Origin of the sequence: Geomonas silvestris, from assembly GCF_014193515.1 — a bacterium.
GTDB lineage: Bacteria > Desulfobacterota > Desulfuromonadia > Geobacterales > Geobacteraceae > Geomonas > Geomonas silvestris.
In genome coordinates this window covers 17,864-42,031 of sequence record NZ_BLXX01000024.1, presented here as the reverse complement: position 1 = coordinate 42,031, position 24,168 = coordinate 17,864, and the positions used below count along the sequence as shown (strand labels likewise).

22 protein-coding genes are annotated in these 24,168 nt (G+C 55.8%); 13 read left to right on the top strand and 9 right to left on the bottom strand.

The window, feature by feature from the left end; translation table 11 throughout:
- Positions 1-512 precede the first annotated feature (512 nt).
- The 8 genes from tyrS to smc form a co-directional block, all read right to left on the bottom strand.
- The gene (tyrS, locus tag GMST_RS21715; RefSeq protein ID WP_183356809.1) at positions 513-1,724 is read right to left on the bottom strand and encodes a tyrosine--tRNA ligase; all 1,212 of its coding nucleotides are present in this window, start codon (positions 1,722-1,724) and stop codon (positions 513-515) included.
- A gap of 93 nt (positions 1,725-1,817) precedes the next feature.
- Positions 1,818-2,603, bottom strand: coding sequence for a TIGR00282 family metallophosphoesterase (locus GMST_RS21710; protein WP_183356808.1), 786 nt, complete (start codon positions 2,601-2,603; stop codon positions 1,818-1,820).
- Positions 2,593-4,179, bottom strand: a complete 1,587-nt coding sequence (rny, locus tag GMST_RS21705) for a ribonuclease Y (RefSeq protein WP_183356810.1) — start codon at positions 4,177-4,179, stop codon at positions 2,593-2,595. The genes GMST_RS21710 and rny overlap by 11 nt, the downstream gene beginning before the upstream one ends.
- 33 nt (positions 4,180-4,212) lie before the next feature.
- On the bottom strand, positions 4,213-4,776 hold the full coding sequence (locus GMST_RS21700; RefSeq protein WP_183356807.1) for a 5-formyltetrahydrofolate cyclo-ligase: 564 nt from the start codon (positions 4,774-4,776) through the stop codon (positions 4,213-4,215).
- A 323-nt stretch (positions 4,777-5,099) separates the two neighbouring features.
- Complete coding sequence (locus GMST_RS21695) at positions 5,100-5,378, bottom strand: cell division protein ZapA (RefSeq protein WP_183356806.1); 279 nt, start codon at positions 5,376-5,378, stop codon at positions 5,100-5,102.
- Positions 5,379-5,613: 235 nt separating this feature from the next.
- Positions 5,614-6,723 (bottom strand): signal recognition particle-docking protein FtsY, encoded by a 1,110-nt coding sequence (ftsY, locus tag GMST_RS21685; RefSeq protein WP_443093448.1) that lies wholly within the window; start codon positions 6,721-6,723, stop codon positions 5,614-5,616.
- Positions 6,724-6,882: 159 nt separating this feature from the next.
- A complete protein-coding gene (locus GMST_RS21680; protein ID WP_183356803.1) occupies positions 6,883-7,242 on the bottom strand; it encodes a roadblock/LC7 domain-containing protein in 360 nt (119 codons plus the stop codon).
- 151 nt (positions 7,243-7,393) lie between these two features.
- Entirely contained in the window at positions 7,394-10,927 is a 3,534-nt protein-coding gene (gene smc, locus GMST_RS21675; protein ID WP_183356802.1) for a chromosome segregation protein SMC, read from the bottom strand.
- Between the two features lie 134 nt (positions 10,928-11,061).
- On the opposite strand from smc, the gene GMST_RS21670 reads away from it, so the two are divergent.
- Positions 11,062-12,288, top strand: coding sequence for a tyrosine-type recombinase/integrase (locus GMST_RS21670; RefSeq protein WP_183356801.1), 1,227 nt, complete (start codon positions 11,062-11,064; stop codon positions 12,286-12,288).
- 8 nt (positions 12,289-12,296) lie between these two features.
- Here the strand turns inward: GMST_RS21670 and GMST_RS21665 are convergent, their stop codons facing one another.
- Positions 12,297-12,725, bottom strand: coding sequence for a helix-turn-helix domain-containing protein (locus GMST_RS21665; RefSeq protein WP_183356800.1), 429 nt, complete (start codon positions 12,723-12,725; stop codon positions 12,297-12,299).
- Positions 12,726-13,152: 427 nt separating this feature from the next.
- On the opposite strand from GMST_RS21665, the gene GMST_RS21655 reads away from it, so the two are divergent.
- From GMST_RS21655 to GMST_RS21600, 12 genes are all read left to right on the top strand, one after another.
- A complete protein-coding gene (locus GMST_RS21655) occupies positions 13,153-13,329 on the top strand; it encodes a hypothetical protein (protein ID WP_183356798.1) in 177 nt (58 codons plus the stop codon).
- Between the two features lie 71 nt (positions 13,330-13,400).
- Positions 13,401-13,691 carry a hypothetical protein gene (locus GMST_RS21650; protein WP_183356797.1) on the top strand — a complete coding sequence of 97 codons (291 nt, stop codon included), beginning with the start codon at positions 13,401-13,403 and terminating at the stop codon, positions 13,689-13,691.
- Positions 13,692-13,726: 35 nt separating this feature from the next.
- Complete coding sequence (locus GMST_RS21645; RefSeq protein WP_183356796.1) at positions 13,727-14,446, top strand: hypothetical protein; 720 nt, start codon at positions 13,727-13,729, stop codon at positions 14,444-14,446.
- A gap of 134 nt (positions 14,447-14,580) precedes the next feature.
- Positions 14,581-14,736, top strand: coding sequence for a hypothetical protein (locus GMST_RS21640; RefSeq protein WP_183356795.1), 156 nt, complete (start codon positions 14,581-14,583; stop codon positions 14,734-14,736).
- 25 nt (positions 14,737-14,761) lie between these two features.
- Complete coding sequence (locus tag GMST_RS21635) at positions 14,762-15,340, top strand: hypothetical protein (RefSeq protein WP_183356794.1); 579 nt, start codon at positions 14,762-14,764, stop codon at positions 15,338-15,340.
- A 28-nt stretch (positions 15,341-15,368) separates the two neighbouring features.
- Positions 15,369-15,701 (top strand): hypothetical protein, encoded by a 333-nt coding sequence (locus GMST_RS21630; RefSeq protein WP_183356793.1) that lies wholly within the window; start codon positions 15,369-15,371, stop codon positions 15,699-15,701.
- A 199-nt stretch (positions 15,702-15,900) separates the two neighbouring features.
- On the top strand, positions 15,901-16,914 hold the full coding sequence (locus GMST_RS21625; RefSeq protein WP_183356792.1) for a S49 family peptidase: 1,014 nt from the start codon (positions 15,901-15,903) through the stop codon (positions 16,912-16,914).
- Positions 16,915-17,074: 160 nt separating this feature from the next.
- Positions 17,075-19,021, top strand: coding sequence for a phage tail tape measure protein (locus GMST_RS21620; protein ID WP_183356791.1), 1,947 nt, complete (start codon positions 17,075-17,077; stop codon positions 19,019-19,021).
- Between the two features lie 155 nt (positions 19,022-19,176).
- A complete protein-coding gene (locus GMST_RS21615) occupies positions 19,177-19,521 on the top strand; it encodes a hypothetical protein (protein WP_183356790.1) in 345 nt (114 codons plus the stop codon).
- Positions 19,522-19,543: 22 nt separating this feature from the next.
- On the top strand, positions 19,544-19,717 hold the full coding sequence (locus GMST_RS21610; protein ID WP_183356789.1) for a hypothetical protein: 174 nt from the start codon (positions 19,544-19,546) through the stop codon (positions 19,715-19,717).
- 760 nt (positions 19,718-20,477) lie between these two features.
- A complete protein-coding gene (locus tag GMST_RS21605; protein WP_183356788.1) occupies positions 20,478-22,322 on the top strand; it encodes a phage/plasmid primase, P4 family in 1,845 nt (614 codons plus the stop codon).
- Between the two features lie 580 nt (positions 22,323-22,902).
- Positions 22,903-24,099, top strand: coding sequence for a hypothetical protein (locus GMST_RS21600; protein WP_183356787.1), 1,197 nt, complete (start codon positions 22,903-22,905; stop codon positions 24,097-24,099).
- The last annotated feature ends 69 nt before the right edge of the window (positions 24,100-24,168 follow it).

The window sequence follows — 24,168 nt, the reverse complement described above, 5'->3', positions numbered from 1 at the left end:
GGTCGATCCGTGAAGGGATCAGGCCAGGGCAGTTATTGAGTTGTCGGAGAGCCGTGCTGCGAAGTCCCACTTTATAGCAGAGGAGTTTTTCACTGTCAATGCTTTTTTGTGGAACGCTGCGGTGCGTCGTCTTTCGAAAGCGCCCCGTTCGTCAGCGGATGGTGTTTATAACAAAGCTTCCCCGAGGCGTCAACGGATTTATCATTTGTTTTTACCAACGCCATGGAAACGGTAAAGATAGTCAGGAGTTACGGCGTAGAAAAAGTTTCGCGCCCTAGGATTGCGTCCAAAACCGGGATGCCGAAGCGTCACTGGCTGCCTTCCCAGGTGGAGCGTGGGAACGATATTAGAGAAGGGCCGACGTTTCTGCAGCTGCCGCCCCCCTCACCCCCGCCCCTCTCCCGGAGGGCGAGGGGTTATTTACTTTGGTGGGGCAGCTCTGACCACAACGCACGAAGGGGCGATCAAATCGATCGCCCCTTCGGCTACTAACACTACACGTCCTTCCAGAATCAGGCAAAGCGCACCCGGGCAAACCTGCGTTTGCCGACCTGGATGATGTACTCACCTTTGCAGGCGATCTCCTGATTCTCGTCCGAGATCTTCTCGGCGTTCACTTTCACGCCACCGCCCTGGATGGAGCGGCGCCCCTCGGAATTCGATTTCACCAACTGCGCTTCCATCAGGACGCGGCAAAGGAGCACCTTCTCCCCTTCCGGGGTCAGGGTGAACTCGGGCATTTCGTCCGGAGTCTGGTTGTCACGAAAGCGGCTGACGAAGTTCTCCTCCGCCTGCGCGCCAGCAGCCTCGCCATGGTAGCGCGCCACGATCTCGCGGCCGAGCGCTTTCTTGGCTGCCATGGGATGCACGCTGCCGTCTTTGAGACCTTCCTTCAGCTTTTCAATTTCCGCGGTGCTCAGGTCGCTCAACAGTTCGTAGTAACGCAGCATCAGCTGATCGGAGATGGACATGATCTTGCCGAAGATCTCGTCGGCCGGCTCGTTGACGCCAACGTAGTTGCCGAGCGACTTACTCATCTTGTTAACGCCGTCCAAACCCTCCAAAAGCGGCATGGTGATGACGGTCTGGGGCACCTGGCCCCACTCGCGCTGCAGTTCGCGCCCGACGAGCAGGTTGAACTTCTGATCGGTGCCGCCTAACTCGACATCCGCCTTGAGCGCTACCGAGTCGTAGCCCTGAGCCAGCGGATACATGAATTCGTGAATAGAGATCGGGAGCTGATTGGCGTAGCGGTTACTGAAGTCTTCGCGCTCGAGCATGCGGGCCACGGTGTACTTCGAGGCAAGCGCGATCATGTCTGCGGCGGTGAGCTTACTGAACCACTCCGAGTTAAAGACTACCTTGGTAAGCTTGGGATCCAGAATCTTGAAGACCTGCTCTTTGTAGGTTTCGGCGTTCTTAAGTACATCCTCGCGGGTGAGCGCCTTGCGGGTCTCAGACTTGCCGGTCGGGTCACCGATCATGCCGGTGAAGTCGCCGATCAGGAAGATAACCTCGTGGCCCAGTTTCTGGAACTGACGCATCTTGTGCAAAAGCACAGTATGCCCCAGATGCAAATCCGGCGCGGTCGGGTCGAAACCGGCCTTGATCTTGAGCGGTACGCCGGTCTTGGCAGACTTCTCGAGCTTCTCTACCAGCTCTTTCTCCACCAGGATCTCGACGGCCCCTCTCTTGATGATCTCCATCTGTTCTGCAACAGTCATCACTACCCTCCAAGTATCAGCCATTAATGACAACAAAAGGGAGCGCCCCATAAAGGAGCGTCCCCGGTGACTGCATCGTTACACATGGCACTGCTACACCGCGATGTTGATTCTCTCGATCTTCAGAGCCAACCCGGTCTTTTCATCCACCTCGACAACCACCCCGTTCACCCGGATGTCCTTCTTGGCAACCTCGAACTTCGAGGGGCGCTGGGTGACGAACTTCTCGATGGCATCTTCCTTACGGACGCCGATTACCGAATCGAAGGAGCCGGTCATTCCGGCATCGGTCAGGTAGGCGGTCCCGGAAGTGAGAATGCGCTCGTCGGCGGTCTGTACGTGGGTGTGGGTGCCGACCACGGCACTAACCCGTCCATCCAGGTACCAGCCCAACGCCACCTTCTCGGAGGTCGCCTCGGCGTGAAAGTCGACGAAGACGATGGTGGCCTCTTCTTTAAGCTTGGCGATCTCGCGATCGGCGCAGCGGAACGGGCACTCGAGGTTGTTCATGAAGACACGCCCCTCAAGGTTCAGGATGCCGACCTTCACGCCACCAGGGGTGCTGGCGATGGTGGCGCCGCGCCCCGGCGTCCCTTCCGGGTAGTTCGCCGGCCGCACGATGCGCTCTTCGCGCTTGATGTAGTCGAGCGCGTCCTTCTTGTCCCAGATGTGATTCCCGGAGGTGAGCACGTGAACGCCGCACTTGAAGAGATCCTGCGCGGTTTCCTGGGTGAGCCCGAAACCGCCGGCCGCGTTCTCGCCGTTGGCGATCACCAGGTCGACGTAGAGCCGGTCCACGATGCGGTGCAGCTCGCGGGAGAGGGCCTCGCGACCCGGCTTGCCGATGATATCGCCTATGAACAGCAGCTTAACGGGCATATTCGGTCGCTCTGGTCTCGCGGATCACGTTGACCTTGATCTGGCCCGGGTAGGTCATCTCGTTCTCGATCTTTTTGGCGATGTCCTTGGCAAGGAGCAGCGCACGGTCGTCGGAGACCAGGTCGCTCGACACCATGACGCGGATCTCGCGGCCGGCCTGGATGGCGAAGGAGTTCACCACGCCGTCGAACGAGGTGGCGATGCGCTCCAGGTCGTCCAGACGCTTCACGTAGGTTTCCATCATCTCGCGACGGGCACCGGGGCGGGCTCCGGAGAGGGCGTCGGCCGCCTGCACCAGAACCGCCAGCACGCTGGCCGGTTTCTCGTCCTCGTGGTGCGCCATGATGGCGTGCACGATCTTCGGGGACTCACCGTACTTCTTGGCGATGTCGGCGCCGATGACCGCGTGAGACCCTTCGATCTCGTGGTCCACCGCCTTGCCGAGGTCGTGCAGCAGGCCAGCGCGTTTGGCCTGTTTCACGTTGATACCTAATTCGGCAGCCATGATGCCGCACAGGAAGGCGACCTCCAGCGAGTGCTGGTAAACGTTCTGGCTGTACGAGGTGCGGTACTTCAGGCGGCCGATCAGTTTCAGGATCTCCGGGTGGATGCCGTGCACGCCAAGGTCAAAGGCTGCCTGGTCACCGGCCTCCTTCATGGCCTGGTCGATCTCTTCCTGGCTCTTGGCCACGACCTCTTCGATGCGGCCCGGGTGGATGCGGCCGTCGGCGATGAGTTTCTGCAGGGAGAGCTTGGCGACCTCGCGGCGTACCGGGTTGAAGCCGGAGAGGATGACCGCCTCCGGGGTGTCGTCAATGATCAGGTCGATGCCGGTAGCGGCTTCCAGGGCGCGAATGTTGCGTCCCTCGCGACCGATGATGCGCCCCTTCATCTCGTCGGACGGTAGGGTTACCACGGAGACACTGCGCTCGGCCACGTACTCGCCGGCGTAGCGCTGGATGGCAAGTGCCAGGATCTCCTTGGACTTCTTGTCGGCAGTCTCGCGGGCCTCCTCTTCCATGGCCTTGATGATCTTGGCAGCGTCCAGCTTCGCCTCGTCCTCCATGGCGTCCATCAGGACCTTCTTGGCCTCTGCGGAAGTCATACCGGAGATCTGCTCCAGCCTGGCACGCTGCTCGGTGACCAACTGGTCGATTTGTTCTTCTTTCTGAACCTGGGCCTGCTCCTTTGTGCTCAGCACTTGCTCGCGAGCAGCCAAGGACTGCTCCCTCTTAAGAAACTCGGTATCGCGCTGATCGAAAAGGTTGGTTTTCTTGTCGAGGTTCTCTTCCTTTTGCTGCAGCCTTTTCTCGAGCGCCTGGAGGTCGCGCTTTTTGTCGCGGGTTTCCTGTTCGAACTGCTTTTCAAGTTCCTCTTTTGCCTGATATACCGCGTCTTTGGCCTGGATGGCGGCTTCCATTGCCATCACTTCGGTCTGCCGCTTCGCGTCTTCGATCATCTTTGCGGCAAGATCTTCTGCATTAGCCAGAAGGGCCTCCGATGATTTCTTGCGGAGCATGCTGCCAATTACGTAACCTACGCCTCCTGCTATGAGCGCCAGGATTATTGCAATCATTATGCTGTTGTTCGTCACTGCGTACCTCCTACCCTATATATTGTTATGAACGCGAACCACCTGCTCCTCCGTAACGATCAAATCCATCGTCACATCATGCGGTTCGCCGGCTATCTCCTCAACCAGTTGAAACTGATAACAGAAAGCGACCAGGCGGCCGGAGCCTTCCAGTCGGTGCAGCGCTTTGTCGTAGAACCCTTTGCCGTAGCCGATACGCCTGCCGGAGCAGTCGAAAGCCACTCCCGGGACCACGATCAGATCCGCCTGCCGGGCCTCCCACACCTCGCCCTTGGGCTCCAGGATCCCGAAGCGGCCGGGAACCAGATCATCGAGGTGGCGTACCCTGCGAAACTCCATCTCGCTCCCAACTACTGCCGGGTAGAGGAGAGTCTTCCCCTCGGCCAGAGCTCGTGTGGCGACCGTGGCCGTCTCCACCTCGTGATGGATCGGAGAGTAGAGAGCCAGCACCTGCGCCTGCCGGTATTCAGGAAGCGCCAGGAAAAGCCGCTGCAGCGCGAGGCTGTGGCAGGCAACCAGGTACGGAGTCAGCTCACGCCTACGGGCGAGCGTCGCGGTTCTAAGGGTGCGTTTGGGCATAATAAAAACAACTTGTTTCGCGATGCAATAGAGAAGGGCGGGCGGCAAGGCGCCCAAAGAGACAGGTACTCTGTGGGGGAAGGCAGATTGAGGACGGGTGATGCGTTGACAGTATCGGTAGTAGGGCCGCGTTCAAGTGAAGCGCCAATTGAACTTTATATCATGCAGCCATTAACCCCAGGACGTACATATATTTGTCGTTAGGCTACCTATCAGCAAACGGGAATTCATGCTCTGATGTTCCACGCTGGTTCTGGCAATGCGTACAACCGCTGGACAACCTGCTATATAATTAATCTCCCGCAAGAGACCTGAAACCGTGATTACTTCTGCCCTTCCAACCGATCGAGGAGGCCGCCAAGCCTCTCCCGATTGGCGCGCCTCTCTTCCTCGCACTCTTCTTTCAGTGTGAGATAGGCCTCTGCTATGTTCAACATGGCCAGGATACTCACAATCTGAGTATCCCCACCGGTGGTTGCAGCACTGGCTTCCGCCAGCTTCTCATTTACCAGAGCCTCGACTTGCGCCACATGTTCGGAACTCGCGGCACTTTTCACCTGGAGTTCCCTGCCCAGCACTTTGATGCTGTGTGTCGCGATCAAGATGTCAGACCCCTTCCAACCTCTTAAGTATGGCGTCGACCCGGGACTTCAGATCACCTCTTTCTAGGTTGAGACGCTCGTTTTCCTGCTGCAGTCTGCCATTTTCGAGCTTCAGCTCATCAAGGGACTGTAACAGCGAACCGATTCTGTCTTCCAACTCTTCAAAGAGATTTACGCTCATATGATACCTTTTCCGGCAGAATAATATTTAATAAACCCGCAAAAGTCAAGGAGCTTATTGAAAAAGCGCCTCTACGAATTGTGCCGGATCGAACTCGCGCAGGTCCTCGACAGCCTCACCGACCCCGATGAAACGTACGGGGAGCGCATATTCGTGGCTGACTGCTACCACAATCCCCCCCTTCGCACTGCCGTCCAGCTTGGTGAGCACCACACCCGAGACGTCGGCGGCTTCCTTGAAAAGCTTGGCCTGGGAGAGGGCGTTCTGGCCGGTTGCCGCATCAAGCACCAGCAGGGTCTCGTGGGGGGCGTCCGGGATCTCGCGTGTCAGTACGCGCCGGATCTTCTTCATCTCCTCCATGAGGTTAACCTTGGTGTGCATCCTGCCGGCGGTGTCGATGATCAGCACATCGCATCCCCGTGCTGCGGCAGCCTTGCAGGCATCGAAAACGACGGCAGAAGGGTCGGCCCCTTCCTTGTGGCGCACAATCTCCGCCCCGACTCGGCCTGCCCAGGTCTCCAGCTGTTCCGCAGCCGCGGCGCGGAAGGTATCTGCCGCAGCCAAAAGGACGCGTTTGCCCTCGCCGGCGTAGCGCGCGGCCAGCTTACCGATGGTGGTGGTCTTGCCCACCCCGTTCACCCCGATCACCAGGATGACGAACGGCTTCTTGTCGGTGACCACCAGTGGCGCCGAGTTCGCCTCGAGTCGGACCAGGATCTCTTCCTTGAGCGCCTGTTTGAGCGCCGCGCCGTCCTGCAACTCGGCACGTTTGAGACGCTGCTCGAGGGTGCGGACCAGGTCCACCGTGGTCTTCACCCCGATGTCGGCGGTGATCAGGATCTCTTCCAACTCCTCCAGGGTGTCGGTGTCGATCTGCTTCTTGCCGAGCAGCAGGGCGTCCATGCGCCCGACGATCGACTCGTGGGTCTTGCTGAGGCTGCGCTTGAGGCGCTCGAAGAAGCTCGGCTTGGCCTGCTCCACGACAGCAGCCTGCGGCGGAGGGGTCACGGCGGCAGGAGCTACAGGAGCTGAAGGTTCTACTGGTGCGACCGGAACCACGGGCTCTGCAGGAGCAGTCGGGGCGCCCGGCGGCGCTGCGGCCGGCGCAACGGCTTCCGCGGCAGTCGGCGCCGGTGCCTTTTCCGGTGCAGCAGGCTCTTCCATTTTCTGGAAAAGTTCGCGCGCCCAATCGCTCGCCGATTGGGTTTCTACCGGCTCCTGCGCCCCTGTCTTTTTCTCGACCTCGGGCTCCGGAGGTGTTTCCTTCCCGAGACCGAGCTTGCCGAACAGTCCTTTGAAAAAGCCTTTGTTTTCCTCGGCCATCTAGTAGATCTCCTTCATCAAGAGCACGGCAGTTTCCCGAAAGCTGTGCAGCGCAACCAGGGGGAGAGCCGAATCTGTCATGGTCATAACGAGTGCGTAGTCGTCGCCGAGCGCCCCCACGATCGCGTACTGCCGATCGGTGCTGATGAGTGCTTCTCGCACCGCTCCGGTGTGCAGCTTCTGCTGCAGGTCTTTGAGCTGGGTCAGCATGATCCCCCAATGTGCTGCGGTAACCTTCATGTCGTAGGGATCGCCAAAGCAATGCTGCTCGACGGCTTCACCTTCCCAGTCAGCCAGAATGGCACCACTGGCTCCAGGCACGGCCTCAACCAGATCGGTCAGCAGTCGTTTGAAGGGCACGGGTTCACTCCTCGAAATAGCACTAACAGATTCATAGCAAAGAGAATAAAAGCGGCAACGCATTTTCTTATCACATCAAAGAATAAACAAGCGAGGCTGCCGGCAAGGGATCGCGGCGTGCCACGCGAGACCGACTCGGCGTCCCAAGTGATCAGCAGTTCAGACGTACCGAGACCAGCTTCGAGACCCCGGGCTCTTCCATGGTGACCCCGTACAGGGTATCGGCGACGGCCATGGTGGCGCGGTTGTGGGTGATGATGATGAACTGGGATACCGCACTCATCTCGCGCACCATGTCGTTGAACCTGCCGATGTTGGCGTCGTCCAGCGGTGCGTCGACCTCGTCCAAGAGGCAGAACGGCGAGGGCTTGATCATGAAGATCGAGAAGATGAGCGCTACCGCGGTGAGCGCCTTTTCGCCGCCGGAGAGTAGCGAGACGCTCTGCAGCTTTTTCCCCGGCGGCTGCACCACGATCTCGAGGCCCGTGGAGAGGAGATCCTCCTCGTCGGTGAGCCTCAGCTCCGCCTGCCCGCCGCAGAAAAGCCGCGGGAAGACCTGCTGGAACTTGGCGTTCACCATCTCGAAGGTCTCCAGGAAGCGCTTGCGGGTGGTCCGGTTGATGCGCTGGATTGCCTTGTGCAGCGAGTTCATGGAGTCTTCCAGGTCCTGTTTCTGGCCGGAGAGGAACTCGAAGCGTTCCTCGAGCTGCTTGAACTCGTCGATCGCCATGAGATTGACCTCGCCCATCTCGTCGATTGCTTTTTGCAGCTCGCCCTGGCGCTTGGCGCGCTCGGGCTCGTCCCATTCCAGCTCGGCGTAGTGGGTCAGCGCCTCGGAGATCTCCATGCGGTGCTTCTCCTGCAGGGTCTCCTCCAGGTAGCGCAGCTTCATGGCGAGCTCCGAGAGCCTGAGCGTCTTCGCGTTCAACTGGTCGCGCAGTTGCCCGGCTTCGTTGCGCCCTGCCTTGAGGCGCGCCTCTTCTTCCTGCACGCCAGCCGATTCGCCCTCGTAGCGATCACGCACCTCGAGGAGCTTCTGTTCGCTGGCAACCTGCAGGGCTACGATCGCCTTGAGAGCCTTCTCCCCCTCTTCGATGGCCGCGATGAGGCGAGTGCGCTCGTCGCCGGAACCCTGCAGCTCGTTGCTGCGCGAGCCGATGCGCGCAGAGAGGTCGTTGCAGAGGTTCTGGACGCGTACGCTGGTCCGCTGGGCCCCCTCCCCCTTTTCCCGCAGGGCGGCGACCCGCACCTTGAGCGAGGTCACCAGTTCGCGCGCCTCCTCCATCTCGAAGCGGGAGCCTTGCAAGCGCGACTGCAGCGCCTCGACGCTCTTCTCGAGCTCAACTTTGCGCTCTTCGGCGGCCGCCTTCTTGGCATCGGCCTGGGCGAGTTCGCTTTCGACCAGCGCCTTCTCTTCGGCCAGCTGTTCCTCTTCCATCTCGCGCACCGCGGCGCTCTCTTCAACGCGCCTGGACTCCGCTGCGGCAGTCTGGAGGTCTTTCTCGGCGGTGTTTATCCTGATCTCCAGGCGATGCAGCTCCTGCCTGAGTTCCTGGCGCTCCACCTCGGCCAGCCCGATTTCCTCGCGCCGGGTTTCGCGCTTCCAGGTGAGCTCCTCGACCTGCGTCTGCAGCGCCTCGACGTCCCCGGAGAGGCTCTTGATCTCACGCTTTTTGTGGATGATCCCGGACTGTGCAGCTTCGCTGGAGCCGCCGTTCACGATACCGCCTGCGTGCACCAAGTCTCCCTCGCGGGTAACGAAGGTGCAGCGCGGGTGCTGCGCGGCGAGGCTTACAGCGTGGGGCAGATCGCGGGCCAGAAAGGTGCCGGAAAGCAGTGGAGCGACGAGGTGCCGGTAAGTGTCCGCTACCGTGACACCCGAGGCGAGTGCCGGGACATCGGCGGGTGCCTCTCCCGGCACCTCCTGCCAGGGCGGCGCGGTGACGAAGCTGCAGCGACCGCCGGAGCTGGTCTTGAGGTGAGAGACGGCGTTTAGGGCCACCTCGGTGGTGCCGCAGAGAAGATACTGCAGCCGATCACCGAGCACCGCCTCCAGAGGCACCTCGTACTCCTCCTGGACCTCGAGGGCGTCGGCCAGCATGGTGAAGGCGCCGTTTTTGAAGGGGTCTGCCAGGAGAAGGTTGCGCACCCCCTGGCCGTAGCCGGCGAACTGGGCTTCCAGCTCTTGCAGCGATTTAAGGCGTGAGGCGGCGCCGGAAAGCTCATCGCGGCTTTGCTGCAGTGCCTTCTCGCCGGCCTCCTGTTCCTGTTTCAGTTGGGTTTCCCGGGCCGTGGCCAGGGTGAGCTCTTCGTTGGTCTGTTCCTTGGTGTCGCGCAGCGACTGCAACTCGACCCTGAGAGCCTCGACCTTCTGGTTCGCTTCCGCCAGGCGTTCAGCGAGCAGGATCCGGTCCCGGGAACTCGCGGCCAGCCGCTCGCCGATGGTGGTGAGCCGTTTGGCGGCGGCAGTGTGCTGGTTGCCGGCCTGGGCCGCCTCGGAGAGCACGGCGAAAAGGTTGCGGCGCGCCTCGTCCAGCTCGCGGGTCACCCCTGACTCGACGGCGGCCATCTCCTCGAGCAGCGACTCGCGGTTTTCCAGGTTCTCTTCCTCACGAGCGACCTCCTCGAGGAAGGTTCCACGTTGGACGGCAAGGGTCTCAAGTTCGCGCTGCGAGGCTTCCAGCTGGTCTTTAAGGCCCTGCAGTTCATCTTCGAACCGGGCACCCTGACGCTCGAGGTTGGCGAGTTCGCGGCGCTGGAACTCGAGCTTGTTCTCGCCACCCTGCAGTTCGCTCTTCCAGCGGAAGATCTCCTCCTGGGCAGCGGCCAAAAGACGCTCGGTCTCGGCGAGTGCCAACCGTTTCCCTTCGACCGAGAGTTCCTCCGCCTCGAGCTTTGCGGTAAGCGCCACCAGCTGTGCCTCGAGATCGGCGATCTGGGTCTCAAGCCCGTGGCGCTCCTGTTGCAGGGAGGCATACCCCTTCGCTGCAAAAAGGAGCTCTATCTCCTTGAGTTCCTGGCGGATCTCGCGGAAGCGCTCGGCCTTCTTGGCCTGACGCTGCAGACCGTTCATCTGGCGCTTGATCTCGGACACGATGTCGCCGATGCGCAGCAGGTTCTGCTTGGTGGCTTCAATCTTCTTGAGAGCCACGATCTTACGAGCCTTGAATTTGGTGACCCCGGCTGCCTCCTCGATAAGAAAGCGCCGCTCCTCAGGCTTGGCATGCAGGATCATACCGATCTTACCCTGCTCGATAATCGAGTAGGCCCGGGCGCCGATACCGGTATCCATGAAGAGCTCGGCGACGTCGAGGAGACGACAGGGAGTTTTGTTAATCAGGTAGTCACTTTCGCCATCACGGTAAAGCCGGCGAGTAACCTGGATCTCAGAAAAATTGAGGTATTTGGCAGGAACACGACCGTCGTCGGTGGAGAAGAAGAGGGAGACCTCGGCCATGCCGAGCGGCTTTCTAAACTCCGTGCCGTTGAAGATGATGTCTTCCATCGACTTGCCACGCAGGTTCTTGGCGGACTGCTCCCCCATGACCCAGCGGATGGCATCAACGACGTTGGACTTCCCACAGCCGTTGGGGCCTACGACACCGGTGATGGCCTGGTTGAAATCAAGGACAACCTTGTCTTGGAAGGACTTGAAACCCAGTATTTCGAGTCGCTTGATTCTCACAGTATGCTTGCGATGGATAGGAGCGCTAAACTCCTACACATTCGTTGACTCCTTGGTGATGCAGTGGTATAGAAATTCGCACACGCTTGACACTATGAAGCCTCTACGCTGGACACTACAGGGGAGTGCCACTCATGCCGCAACTGAAGATCACCAAAGCGAACCTGTCGGGGATCACTCTCCCAGGATCCGGGCAGGTCGACTACCACGACACGGAGCTCAAGGGCTTTGGCGTTCGTGCGACCAAGGAAGCATTGACCTTCTTTGTCCGCGCAACCATGCGCGGTACCGGAAAAAAGCCCTTCATCCCTATTGGCCGTTACGGCACTTTCACTCCGGACCAAGCCAGGAGCACCGCCAAGGAATATCTGCAGCGCCTCGACAAGGGGGAAAACCCACATCCGAAGGCCCAGATACAGCGGCAGATCATAACCGTAAAAGACCTGTACAGTCAATATTTAAGCGCCCGGAAGACGCCCGTGGCAAAATCCACCGCTTACCAGTACGAAGCGTGGATCAACAACCATTTTAAGGACTGGCTGACACTACCGGCGGACACTATCACCGGGACGATGGTGATCGAGCGCCTGGGGAGGATCGAAAAGAGGAGTGGATCGGTGCAGGGCGCCAATGCTATCAAGCTTCTGAAGGGGCTTTTCCGTTTCGGGATAGCACTGTACCCGGGTGTAATCACCTTCAATCCTGTTGACGCGGTAAAGGAGATCCGCGGCCGGGGATGGACTAAGAAGACCCGGCGCAAGACCTACATAACCCCGGAGGACTTCCCCGCCTGGTACAAGGCCGTCGACGAGTACGATAACCCGAAGGGGCGTGACTTCATCCTTCTGCTGCTTTACACAGGCCTTCGTCGCGGCGAGGCGTCAGTGCTCAAATGGTCAGATCTGGACCTGCAGAACAAGACCTTCACCTTTACCCCAGAGAAGAAGCGCGGGGAGAAGCCGGAAGATGACCAGGTTACCATGCCCATGTCAAAGCAGCTGCACCAGCTCCTGGTGAAGCGCCTTGCGGCTGGATGGGAAAGCGAGTTCATTTTCCCGGGCCGCGGGATGAATCCCCACATCACCAATCCAGACCCCTGGAAGCGCGACATAATCCAGGCGAGCGGGGTCAACTTCTGTTTCCACGACTTGCGGCGAACATTCATCACAGTCGCCGAGTCCCTCGATATCTCGCACTATGCTCTGAAGGCCTTGCTAAACCATAGCCTAGGAAACGACGTTACCGGCGGTTACATTATGATGACGCCGGAAAGGCTCAGAGAACCAACGCAAAAAGTGGTGAACAAAATCATGGAACTGGCCGAGGTTGGAATTGGCATTAGCCGGGAAAATGTCACTTAAGAGACCTGCTACGATTCAGAGGCTTTTTTTGCCCGCCTCATTCTGACGGCTTCTTCATATATATTTGACCAAAACACTTTTTTTTCTTCCCCAAGAGCGGCAACTCTTTTCTCATATTCAGCTTCCGACTCGCCCTTTTTCCTGGGATTTTCTTGCCGGAAGGTCCTCAGCAGTATGTCTTCGACAAGTTCACGAGACTCCTCTTCAGAAAGCCAACATTTATCCTCATCATCCCCCCTTAACCACGCTACTGAGGTTTCAAAATAAGTGGCAAGTTTTTCAAGGCTCACCTGAGACGGCTCAGAAATGCCGTGCAGATACCTTTCCACGCTCGTTGGATTTATCCCCGTTTTCTTGCAAAACAAATACTTTGTAACCCCTTTATCTTCAAACTCCCTCCTCAGCAATTCTACAACTCGAGGATAGGTCTTCCCCATAGAGGGCCTCCTGCCAATTATTTTATTGACACCTACCATACAACTGTATAACATGCAATGCCATACAACAGTATAATACTAAAAGGCTGTGCAAATACTTTGCGTGAACAGGGAGGAAACTATGGCTCAAGAGAGGTACTTAGGTACAGGTGACTGCCAGTCCCTTCAAACGGCGGACCGGCTCCTAACGGTTCAACAGGTGGCGAATATCATAGGCCAGAAAGTGAACACTCTCAACCGTGCAAGGCTCACCGGCGCACCAGCTCCTCCCTTTATCAAGGTGGGGGCAAGTGTTCGATACAAACTCTCTTCTGTCATGAATTGGATCGCTGCCCAGACCGAACACCAGAGCACTAGTGAGGCTGCAGTACGTAAGGGCTAGATGTCGGGAAATCGTTACCAGCAACCCACTTTAAGGAGAATGTAAATGACATGGGGAGAATTAAACAGCCAGGAGCGTGCAATTCTTGTACTGGTTCGGAAACTGGAGCCTCAAACCGTTCTTGACGTTATGGAGCAGGCCCTTATGGAATCGCCATTTGAGCCGCACCTGGTGAAGCTGCGCGATATCGCCGCTCGGCGGGTCCCTAAGTTTACGGCATAGGCGTTTTGGACTATGTGTTGTCTTGAAAAAAACCGGGGCTCCAAGGCTTATACCTCACAGGAGGATTATTCATGCAATTTTTAAACAGAAAAGAGGATCTGGCAGCTTGCCTGGATGAAATCGCAAAAATGTGTGAGTCCCTAACATACAACGAGCGAGTTTCTACCATTGAGCAGTCAGCTGCCAACGTCGCAAAAAAGGGCATAGCCGCGCTGTACATTTTTATAAGTGCTGTTTTCCAATTCGATTTGAGGTTGACCGAAGATTTTCTAATGGACCGCTACCCCAATCACTACTCCAAGCACCGCAGCCTCAAGGCTTTGGTCCCATCTGCTCCCTATTCCGGAGCCTCAGGTTTTTAGGCGCATACCGTCTTGAGAAACGCGAGGGGGCTCTGGTGATGTTTCAGGATTTGGACGAAATGGAAGCGCTTTCTAGCCCTGGTTCTGTGGGTGTTGGTCAAAAGCTGGAGGAGGTCGACTATTTGTGGCGTCAGATTCTACATGGAACACCAAGTAGCACCTCTTTACTTTCTCGGGTTAAGGGCCTTATCGAAAGCAGAGCCGCTGCTATTCCATGTCTAGGCCCCAGCGAGGTGCTCCAAGCTCCGGTGATTAACATTATAAACCAATACGGCAAAGTGCTTTCCGTAACTTCTGGTGTCTTTGATGCAGATGCTACTGAAGAGGTGCTAAGGCTTGGAATGCTCCTGTTGGAATTGGATATTGCTTTTGATGTTTTCTTAAAAACTATCATTCCGGCAAATATCACAAATCTATTAACTCAGTACCAAAAAAATAGTGATAAAGACAGGGCGAAGAGTGCGGCTAAAGCTAGATATGTTTCTCTCGACAACTTCAAAAAGAACATTGAACTTCTTGTTGACTGGAAGCTAACTGTAGATCAAAGCATTGACCATTTAAGCATGGTGAACCAAATAGAAAATTTCTCCAATGATGACGGTAAGTTTCCTTATTTAAATCTCCCCTACCTGAGACAAGGTGAGCCCAGCTCTGCGAGGGGGGTGATCCTAACCGTTGTGAAAAAGGTCTACCTGGAACGTGGCTTGGCTCACATGATAAAAGGCAGAAAGCGCGAGACAGCGCTCCTCGGGTAGTTATGCCATGCTTAGCACAACCCAAGTTATCCCGGCACAACTCGGGTTATGCCGGGATAGGCAGTCTTCTTTTTTTCGCGAAAATCAGTATCTTACTTCAAAAGCTAAACAAAATCCTTCTAAGGAGAAATGCGATGGCAATTATCACCTCTCTTCCCAATTTGACCTCCACCAGAGAACTTGATCTTGAGATTGAGTCCTTTCAGAGACACATCGAAAAGCTGAAAGCGCTGCGCGCAAGGCTTGCGCAAGAGGAACGCCAGGCTGGCAAAACTGCTACCGAGAAATAACAAGATCTCACAAGGAGCCTCTCTCATGAACGAAAAGAAGCGTGAACTGGCCCAGGCAAAGGTGGATCTTGCTGAGGCCCAGAAAAAGCTGTCCCAAACCATGGAAAGTCGCGAATCTCTTTTTTCAAGAAAAGGCGACTTCGCTTCTAAGCTTGCAGACCTCGAGGCTGAAATCTCTGAGGTTGAAACCAGAGCGAGCTCCGCAATAACGCAGTATGCCCGCGGGGAAATCTCCGAAGGAGACCATAACGAGATACAGGCAACGCTAGAAATGCTCAGGGAGAGAAAGAAAACGATGGCCGCCGCAATTCAAGTCTTGGCCGCAAATATCCAGTCCGCTACTACGACTGAGTCCGGGGATCGGGAGCGTGTCCAGAGGTTAAAAGAGAGCGCATACCACCTGGTCATGGCAATTGAGGCCGGGAAACTTGCCCCGGCTCTTCGGAGAACCTATGCCGCCTACCTTGAGGCCTTTGGACATGGTTATGGCGTAACACCGACCATAACTGATTTCATGGAGCGTCTCCGGACCCTCGGCGCGGGTGTTCATCTTGACCAGTTGGCTCCGTTCAAGGATCAGCTCTCTCAGGAATACTTCAAATAGTTTACGCCAAAGCTAAATAGGGGGGGCAATGGAACAAGCCAATAGTCAAGACATGCAGAGCAGCGAAAAGCAATACAGGATCATCAACGGTGTTATTCAGACTTCCAATGATTTCAGGAAGCCTGCGTTAAAGCCGGGGGATATCGTCACCCTTGACTTGGTCACTGCCAGAGCGTTTCTCGCCAGTGACGCAATTGAGGTGCTGGATGGCGATGAAATGCTTTCTGATGCGGGGGATCTTGAATCTCAGGCGGCTGAGCTTGAAAACCAGGCAAAAGGGCTTAGGACGCAGGCCGCCAACGTTCGGCAGGATGTAGCGCGGACTAAAGCCAGCGCTAAAAAGGAACTCCTGGGCCTTTAGCAATATGCTTTCCTGTATCCCTCTCTACTCTTCCAGATAGAGAGGGATGCTGCTCATGAATCCCGAGAAGAGGAACGCCATAGGGATCATGAGGCTCCCTTATAGGGGAGCGCTCCAATGGCGGTCCAGGGGCTAAGTCCCCTCCGAGACCCGGGCTATGTGCCTCTAAGGAGGGGAATCCTAGCAAAGGAGTCACCGAATGAACTTCAACAGTGTGCTGCGCGGGCCGTGGATGATTTCACCGTACCTGCTTGATGAGATACTGTCGGCCTATTCATCGTTTTTAGATGGCGATGGTTTCGAAAGCAATGCCGTAATATCCCACACCGGCAAGCAACTCTTTAGCGGCGACAAGCTGTATGAGGTAGTAAATGGGACGGCCATTATCCCCGTGCATGGTCTGATCATCCCGCGCATGAACCTATTTGGGAGAATATTAGGAGCGACTTCGGCGGAGGCGATCCAGTTGCGGTTTCGGGAAGCTCTTTACGACCCGCGCGTCGAAAAGATCTTGCTGCATATCGACTCTCCAGGGGGAGCCGCTCCTGGCACCTTCGAGCTCGCAGAATTCATTTTCCGTAGCCGCGGTGAGAAGCCCACCACTGCTTGGACTGATGGCCAAATGTCCTCAGCTGCCTACCTAATCTCCTCGGCAGCCGAGAAACGCTTTGTATCCAGCGAGGCGGCTAACATTGGTTCTATCGGGGTCATTACCAGACACCGCGATCTTTCGGCCAGGGAAGCAAACTCTGGAGTAAAAACCTCCGTGCTCACCGCCGGCCGTTATAAAGGAACAGGGCACCCACACGCTCCCCTCTCCAACGCTGACAAAGAAATCCTCCAAGCGCGGCTAGATCATATCTATACGGCCTTGATCAATACCGTAGCACGCAATCTCAAGCTCTCAGCAGAAAAGGTAGCGACCGAATTGGCAGATGGCCGTGAATTCCTTGGTTCTCAAGGGATAATGGCTGGTTTGGCCGACGGAATGTGTACGAAAGATGAGCTTTGCAAACAGGGCAATGGGGGTGAATACCAGAAGATATCGGCCTCTTTAGTCCAAAGATCTCGAATCGCCATTTGTAAGATGTTGGAATTAAGACCCCGCACCGTTACGAGCTCCCTGCCGGTAAGGCAAGTAGCCTCCAGCCCCCAAGTTAACCCATACGTTGAGGCAATGGTGGCCTTTGCCAGGAGTCTTGGGCGTGCCTGAACACGGGACAAGGAGCTACGGTATGAGTGCTGTAGAAGATGGACCAGTTACCTTCTCTTCTGGCTCGAATGGGGAACTCATAATCTTTGATGCCTCAACCTCAGTAACACCAGCAGATGCTCCCCCCCCCTAGCAGACATAACATCAGGAGGACGTGATTATGGCCGACGCCGAAAAGAAAGTTCTGTTTTCCATTGATGCCAAGCTGGACGGTCTGGCCAAGACCCTGCAGGACGGCCGCAGCATGACCAAGGACTCAGTGTCTGCCATGTCCAGCAGTTTCAACGAGCTCGGTGGCGGCATCGTTAAGCTGACGTCTCTTACCGGCGTACTCACCGGAATTTTGGCCGGCGGGGTCTTCAAGGGAATCATCTCTGAGACAACCGGATGGATCGGAGAGGTCACCAAGCTTTCGCGGGTTTTGGGCACTACCGCTCAGCAGTCCTCGGAGCTCAACGTAGCGCTGCGCACCCTTGGTATCGATTCAGACGTAGTAACCGGTGCGGCGCTCCGCCTGGCCAAGAGCATAGGAAAGGACGGCGGTGAGGCAATCAAAGACCTTGGCGTCAGTATCACCGACAGCAACGGCCAGCTGCGCTCCTCAATCGAAATCATGGGTGATGTTAACGGCAGACTGGGCTCCATGCACAGCGCCCTGGAGCGCAACATTGCCGGCCAAAAAGTCTACGGCAAGGGTTGGGCCGAGGCGCAGCAAACCCTCAGGCTGACCGCTGCGGAACTTATTGCGGCAAAAGAGCGCGCCGAGCAGTTGCACCTTGTCGTAGGCGGTGATGGCCAGCTCCAGGTCAAAGAGTACAAGCGTCACATGAACGAGCTAAAGCTGGTGTCAACCAGTCTTGCAGTACAGATTGGGAATGAACTGCTTCCGGAACTGGTGCGGCTTGGTGCCCAGTTTGGCAATGTGGCTGTAAAAGGCGTCCATCCCTTTGTTCTCTTAATGCACGACGTTGAAGCGATCGTTCGACTTTCGGGTGCGTCTCTAGATCGTTTTGGGGCGAGTCTAGCTACTGCCATGTCTCTGACCGTCGGTGGGAAATTCACCCAGGGGGGAAGGTGGTGGCAAGGTATTGCCGCGGATCTTGAAGGGCGAGCGCAGTCGCAAGAGAATTCGCTTCAAACCCTCGCTTATAGTGAGGTTGGTCTTGATTCCAAAGGGAATCGGGTCTCTGTTTTAAATCCTGGTGGCGGAGGAGACCCTGGCACCACCACCTCCACTGAAAAGAAAAACTACACCGTGGATGCCCCCGGTTTCATGAACTGGCGGCGCCGGCAGGAAGACGAGAAGGAGGAGCTTGACTGGCTGACCCAGCGCAATAAGGAGTTGGAACAGGCGCAGGCCGAGCTGGCCAAAATTGAAGGCGAGATGCGCCTTGACGAGGTCGAGAATGGCCTGATGAAATCCGACGGCTACTTAAACGCCATCGGGCGCATGTCTGATAGTCAGCAGGCAGCTTTCGACCAAACATCGATGCGTTCCACCTGGGCGGCTGCCAACCAGACCTCTGATCAAAATGCGCAAAAGGCCGAGTCTCGCTTTAGATTGCAAACCGAGGGTGGCAACTCCGAGCTGCAACGCCTCGATGAGGAACGCGAGGCAGCTATCCGCAACTGGGCTATGATGACCAATTCCTTCGAGGAGTACGAAAAGCGCAAAGCCACCATTCAGGAGCTGTACTCCCAGAAGCGAAAGCAAATAGAAAGTCAGCAGAATAAGGAGCTTGGCGCTTTGCAGGGCGCTGCATTCCAGCAGGGCATTGGCCTGATCAACATGTTTGCAGGGAAATCGAAGGTTGCGGCTTTGGCAAGCCTGGGGCTTCAAAAGGGCCTAGCCATTGGCGAGACGTGGGTATCGACCAAGGCTGCAGAAATGAGGGCCATGGCTGAACTCGGTCCCATTGCCGGCCCCCCGGCCGCTACAGCGATTAATACCTGGGGCATGATCAACATGGGGTTGATTGCAGCCACGGGCTTAGTTGAAGGCGTAATGGGCATGGGGGGATCTGGAGGCGGCTCTGGGGGTGGTTCTTATAATACCAACCCATCTTCAAACGTGGTTACCCAACAGTCAGCGGGGCAGACCTCTTAGCAAGGCACCGTGACTATCAATATTGCGAGCGTCTATGGCAATAAAGAGGTGCTCGAGAAGTGGTTTGAGGAAGAGTTGGCCCCAATAATTAGCCAGGCAGGATCAAGAGGCGTCACACTCAACATGTAGTCACTTAACACGGAGGGATGCAGAACATGGGAACGGTAATCAGCTTTCAAGAAAGGCGAGATGCTGCAACAGCAAGAACTGGGTTAAGGTCTGCAATAGAATCACGACTGAGCCGTAATGGCCACGCCCCTGAAACCATTTGTCTCAAGGCATCTGAAGTCATGGCCATATATGATAGGTACCTAGCAAAAGATGCCGTTTTTAATGTCGAGCTCGACAGTAGCTTATTTGGCTTTCTTACCGAAGCGCAGGTCCAAATTCTGTCTGACGAGTTCAGTAGGCATCTGAACTTGGTGGTCCAGCCTCTTAGGGAAGCCGTTGGTGAGGCGATTCAGCTTAAGCTGGAAGTACTCGATCTTCTCAGGGGTTAACAGCAGATTTAGGAGCTTCCCTTTGAGTAAAGAGCATGACTCCATAATGGCCCAGTTCAAGTACCAAGGCGCCTTGGACGCGTTTAATACCTTTGCCTCAAGATTCAATGCGCTTACTCCAGCGGCGCAAGAACGTCTGATTGCAGAGGTATCATTCAAAGTCTTCCGCAAAAGCCGGGCAAAGCGCAAAACTTGACTGCCCGGGGAGGGTTTCTCCCCCCTTCCCCCTTCGCTGTTGGGAGGGGCAGATTGATTATATATCCTGGAGGGGGACTGTGGATGTATTACAGGTGCTGTTGACGGCTGAACAGAAACACAATGACGGGGCCCTGGCGCCAAGTGTGGCTTGCCACAGGGAACTGGGTCTGACGTCTGCGGGAAAAGATCAGGGGAAGAAGGGTCATAGGTCATGCCGCGGGTCCTTCCAGCGACCTTGAGCCTTGCGGGTAATTGTACCCCCGGTGTTTGTGTCCGCATAAAATTTGTGAATGTGCTGGAATAATGGAGTTTTCGGTACTGGAATTACCTACTTAGATCCTGAGGTTATTTTACATGGTAACAGTTCGAAGCTTAGTTTTGGAATTGCTCGACGAATTTACCGTCGACCACCTCAATGAAGGTGCCTGTCGCGCCTGGTTCCTTCGCAAACTTCACCCAGATGGTGCAATCTGTCCCCAATGTGGTCAGCCTGTTGTAAGCACCAAGAGGCTTGAGACATTCTGGGCTATGGGACGCGTTCAATGTTGTAACTGCACCCGGTCATTTTCAGCAGTCACGGGCACTGTCCTGAATGGGCTAGGAATAGAGTTCCGGGCCCTCTACCTTCTTCTATTTATGGTTGGCTGTGAAGTATCACCTCGGAAAGTAGCTCGACAACTTGGGATTTCTACTGCTGCCGCTTATCTGTGGGCGCAGAAGGCAAAACACTTGAGTTGTAACGGGGGGGACCTTCCCCTATGAGCGGTTCCATTGGGCAGGACCCTTTCTATGACCGGTCTCTTGTAGAGGACCGGATCCGCCTTGAGAACGATTCCCTTGCTGACCTGGATAAGTCTGAGGATGTTCCTGCACCTCTAATCACCCCCCAGTTTATCAGGGACTGCCTGGGTAACAACGAGCGGGGGGACGGTGTGCTGTACGCTACGCTCCATCGAGGGAAGTACGTATGTAACCTCAAAGAGCGCGATGCCACCAAAGATCGTGGCGTGTGGTACGTCTTCAATGGTGTGCATTGGGAGCTGGATAAGCGCTACCTGGCGCACAATGCCGTAGAAGAGGTCGCAGTGCTTTATGACCAGGAGGCACAGAAACTGGTGCCGGCACTCGAGGAGGCATACAACAACCTCACGGAGGCTAACCTCCGAGTCTCGCAAGCCAACAAAAAGGCAAAAGTGGCTGAGCGCAACAAGATAGCTGCTCTTAAGTCTGAAAACAAGGAATTGGAACTATCCTCCGAGATCCTTAAGGCGGAAGCCGATGCAGAAGGTTTAGCCGCAGAAGCAGAAGTGCTGAGTCTGAAGGGTGCATACGCCAAGTTGAAGGCGGAGAAAAAGGAGCTCGAGTCAAGGGTTGACAGGCTCCGTTCTGCTAGTGGTATTGAGAGGACCCTTACGCACGCGCATAGGATTGGTCCTAGAGATTCGCTGGCCGTGATCGGGCACGAATTTGATCAGAAACCTTGGCTCTTGCCTTGCCTCAATGGGGTGATCGATCTCCAGACGGGGATGCTCTACAAGGGCAAACCGCAGGACTACCTCTTACGGGCAGTTCCGTTTGAATACAACTACGCTCCTGATTTCCTCAAGAACGGTAATAAGTCCCCTTGTCCGACCTGGGACCACTTCTTCGGAGAGATCCACCAAGAAGATCCTGAGGTCATCTCATTTGTTCAGCGGATCCTCGGCTATGGGATTACAGGCCTTACCACAGAACATTGGTTCCCCGTATTCATCGGGGCTGGTCGTAACGGTAAAGGTACTATGTTCGAGGTTATCAAGCAGATACTGGGGGAACTGGCCTGGGCGATCCAACCGGAGATGCTCCTGGAACAAAAGAACTCTAGAAGCTCGGTAGGGCCTTCCGCTGACCTTGTTTCGTTGTATGGTCGACGTTTTGTGATTGCCTCTGAGACCGACGAGGGGCGCAAAATTTCTACCGCGATGGTGAAACGCTTGACCGGAGGCGACTCCCTTACTGTCCGGGCACCCTTTGACAAGTATGAGTGGGGCTACACCCCAACTCACAGCATTTATCTGTACACCAACGATCCACCTTGGGGGCTCACCAAGGATTTCGCCATGCGCCAGCGGCTAGCCATGATTGAATATCCGCTTCGTTACGTGGACGCCCCAGATCAGGAGCGGAAAGACGACCCCGCGCGTGCAAACCTGTACCGATTGAAGGACAAGGGGCTCATGGAGAAACTTCGTAAAGAGTACCCTGGGATTCTCCAGGCGCTCGTCCGTTGGTGTCTATTGTGGCAAAGGGATGGTCTCCAACTGCCGGACAAGCTGCGCGACACTCTGCATGAGCGGGTCCGCGAGGAGGACACACTAGGGCAGTTCTTCGATGAGTGCATAAATCGGACTGACGACAATGACCACTGGGTGACCTTCAAACAGCTTTACGGTCATTTCCTTAAATGGTGGGAGGAGTATAACGGAGGCGGAAGAGCCAAACCCCATAGCAAGAAGGCTTTTGGCCACTATCTGAAGGAGGTGCTTTGTCTTTCCTGCGACAGTAGCAACGGTCGCCGCTATTTTGGGCTCAGAATCAAAGATGAGTATGCCTTCTCGGAATGATCTCGCATTTGTGTCTGATGGCCTATCGGGGAGGGGGCGGGCGGAACGATGGAACGATTACGGAAGGATATTTTTTACATCGTTCCGCGTGCAAACAGCTGGAGTGACGGCCTAAATTCAGTTTACGGAACGATGGAACGATTATTTTGTACGCACGCACGTGCGGAAATGTTCACGCAAAAAAACAAACAAAGCTTAAATTAACAACTCTACTCTTTATCCATAATATCATTAGATAATCGTTCCATCATTCCATAAAAAGATTTTCAATCTATAAAATTAGCACTTTAGGTAATGGAACGATTATGGAACGGTACGGAACGATGGAACGATAGTATTTATTGAGGCTGCTGTGACCCTTTTTGATCTCCTGCGAGAAAAGAACATTGGGCCTTATCGGAAAGTAGGTTCACGATATGTTGGTCCCTGCCCTATCTGTGGAGGCTCTAGCGACACCAATAGATTCGTTACCAAGCTAGGCAGCGATACCGGGAAATGCTTTTCCTGTGGATGGGGAGGCAATACCGTCCGACTCCTCCGGCACCTTGAAGGAATTGGGTGTAAGGAAGCCCACAAACGCTTGGACCTGAAATGTGAAAACGCCTCCTGCCCTTGCTATGAAAAATGTCGGAAGCAGGATGGCATACGCAGGACTCATAGTTCATCTGTTTCGGCCATCCATTCTGAACGTGATAGATTTGCTCCTGCAGATCCCCGCACGCCCGAAGAGCGCTGGCAGCGCTCAGCTCTCGACCTGGTAGTATCTGCTCATAGCCGTTTAGTTGAAAACCAGGAAGCACTTGCATCCCTGGCAGAGCGAGGGCTTGACCAGGAGGCAGTGCACAAGTATAGACTTGGTTGGTTAGATGGAGAGCGCGGCATGTCCTGCATTTTCCGCCCTCGGTCAAGTTGGGGGCTCGAGGAGAGGCTTGACGGAAAAACTGGCAAGCCTACAAAGCTGTGGATTCCTCGCGGCTATGTTATTCCATCAATCATGCCCGACGGCTCTATCAACAGGATAAGGATTCGTCGCCCCCCAGAAGACCTCCGTGATAAAAACGATCCGAAGTACATCGCAATAGAAGGCGGCGGAAACTCCCTCCGTAGCTTGAACGATCGCGCGCGAGCTCAGATGGTGCTTGAAAGTGACCTTGATGCTCTGCTGGTTGACCACCTAGCGGGTGATGTTGTGGGAGCAATCCCATTGACGACCTGCGGTGTGAGACCGGATACAGTGATTTTTCCAGTGCTGTCTCAAGCAGCTTTGATATTGGTCTCTCTGGATTCCGACCCGATATCTACTGATCTCACGAGCCAAAGAGTAAAAGGCGGTGGGCCGATTCATTCGCTGTGGTGGAAACAGCACTTCCAGAACTCTCTGCGCTGGCCGGTGCCGATGGGAAAAGACCCCGGGGAAGCATTCAAGGCGGGTATTGATATTCGTGCTTGGGTGCTTGACGCTCTCCCGATCTCTCTACATCCAGCGCAGCGAGTTTGTGAAAAACATTCGGCGCTAGTTTTCGACTCCGACATTGCTCATGGTGAGATACGGGCGGCCACCCGCAGAATAAGCTCAGCCTGCCCTGCCGGAGCGTTTGATTGGCTTGGGGTTCATCGTCCTGTCGAAATTCGACGCATAAAGGCTTTGTGCCAGGAGGTAGAAGAGGCGTTTGCGGCAGCGGATGCCGTCCGATTCCGGGAGGCTTTACGGACTTGGGAGATGGTTCACCTCGCTGCTTGGCAGCTAGTTCCGGGTGCGGAACGAACACCGCATTAATTTCTGTCATTAGTAATAGGGGGGGTGGGACAAAAGTGAGACAGGATCTCTTGGGGCCTATCGCACGGG

What these genes read in the sequence shown, in the direction of transcription:
- GMST_RS21665 (WP_183356800.1), bottom strand. Translation starts at nt 12,725, where the DNA reads ATGGGGAAGACCTATCCTCGAGTTGTAGAATTGCTGAGGAGGGAGTTT.
- GMST_RS21650 (WP_183356797.1), top strand. Translation starts at nt 13,401, where the DNA reads ATGCAATTTTTAAACAGAAAAGAGGATCTGGCAGCTTGCCTGGATGAA.
- ftsY (WP_443093448.1), bottom strand. Translation starts at nt 6,723, where the DNA reads ATGGAAGAGCCTGCTGCACCGGAAAAGGCACCGGCGCCGACTGCCGCG.
- GMST_RS21655 (WP_183356798.1), top strand. Translation starts at nt 13,153, where the DNA reads ATGACATGGGGAGAATTAAACAGCCAGGAGCGTGCAATTCTTGTACTG.
- GMST_RS21605 (WP_183356788.1), top strand. Translation starts at nt 20,478, where the DNA reads ATGAGCGGTTCCATTGGGCAGGACCCTTTCTATGACCGGTCTCTTGTA.
- GMST_RS21630 (WP_183356793.1), top strand. Translation starts at nt 15,369, where the DNA reads ATGGAACAAGCCAATAGTCAAGACATGCAGAGCAGCGAAAAGCAATAC.
- GMST_RS21625 (WP_183356792.1), top strand. Translation starts at nt 15,901, where the DNA reads ATGAACTTCAACAGTGTGCTGCGCGGGCCGTGGATGATTTCACCGTAC.
- GMST_RS21635 (WP_183356794.1), top strand. Translation starts at nt 14,762, where the DNA reads ATGAACGAAAAGAAGCGTGAACTGGCCCAGGCAAAGGTGGATCTTGCT.
- GMST_RS21710 (WP_183356808.1), bottom strand. Translation starts at nt 2,603, where the DNA reads ATGCCCGTTAAGCTGCTGTTCATAGGCGATATCATCGGCAAGCCGGGT.
- GMST_RS21620 (WP_183356791.1), top strand. Translation starts at nt 17,075, where the DNA reads ATGGCCGACGCCGAAAAGAAAGTTCTGTTTTCCATTGATGCCAAGCTG.
- GMST_RS21615 (WP_183356790.1), top strand. Translation starts at nt 19,177, where the DNA reads ATGGGAACGGTAATCAGCTTTCAAGAAAGGCGAGATGCTGCAACAGCA.
- GMST_RS21700 (WP_183356807.1), bottom strand. Translation starts at nt 4,776, where the DNA reads ATGCCCAAACGCACCCTTAGAACCGCGACGCTCGCCCGTAGGCGTGAG.
- rny (WP_183356810.1), bottom strand. Translation starts at nt 4,179, where the DNA reads ATGATTGCAATAATCCTGGCGCTCATAGCAGGAGGCGTAGGTTACGTA.
- GMST_RS21670 (WP_183356801.1), top strand. Translation starts at nt 11,062, where the DNA reads ATGCCGCAACTGAAGATCACCAAAGCGAACCTGTCGGGGATCACTCTC.
- tyrS (WP_183356809.1), bottom strand. Translation starts at nt 1,724, where the DNA reads ATGACTGTTGCAGAACAGATGGAGATCATCAAGAGAGGGGCCGTCGAG.
- GMST_RS21640 (WP_183356795.1), top strand. Translation starts at nt 14,581, where the DNA reads ATGGCAATTATCACCTCTCTTCCCAATTTGACCTCCACCAGAGAACTT.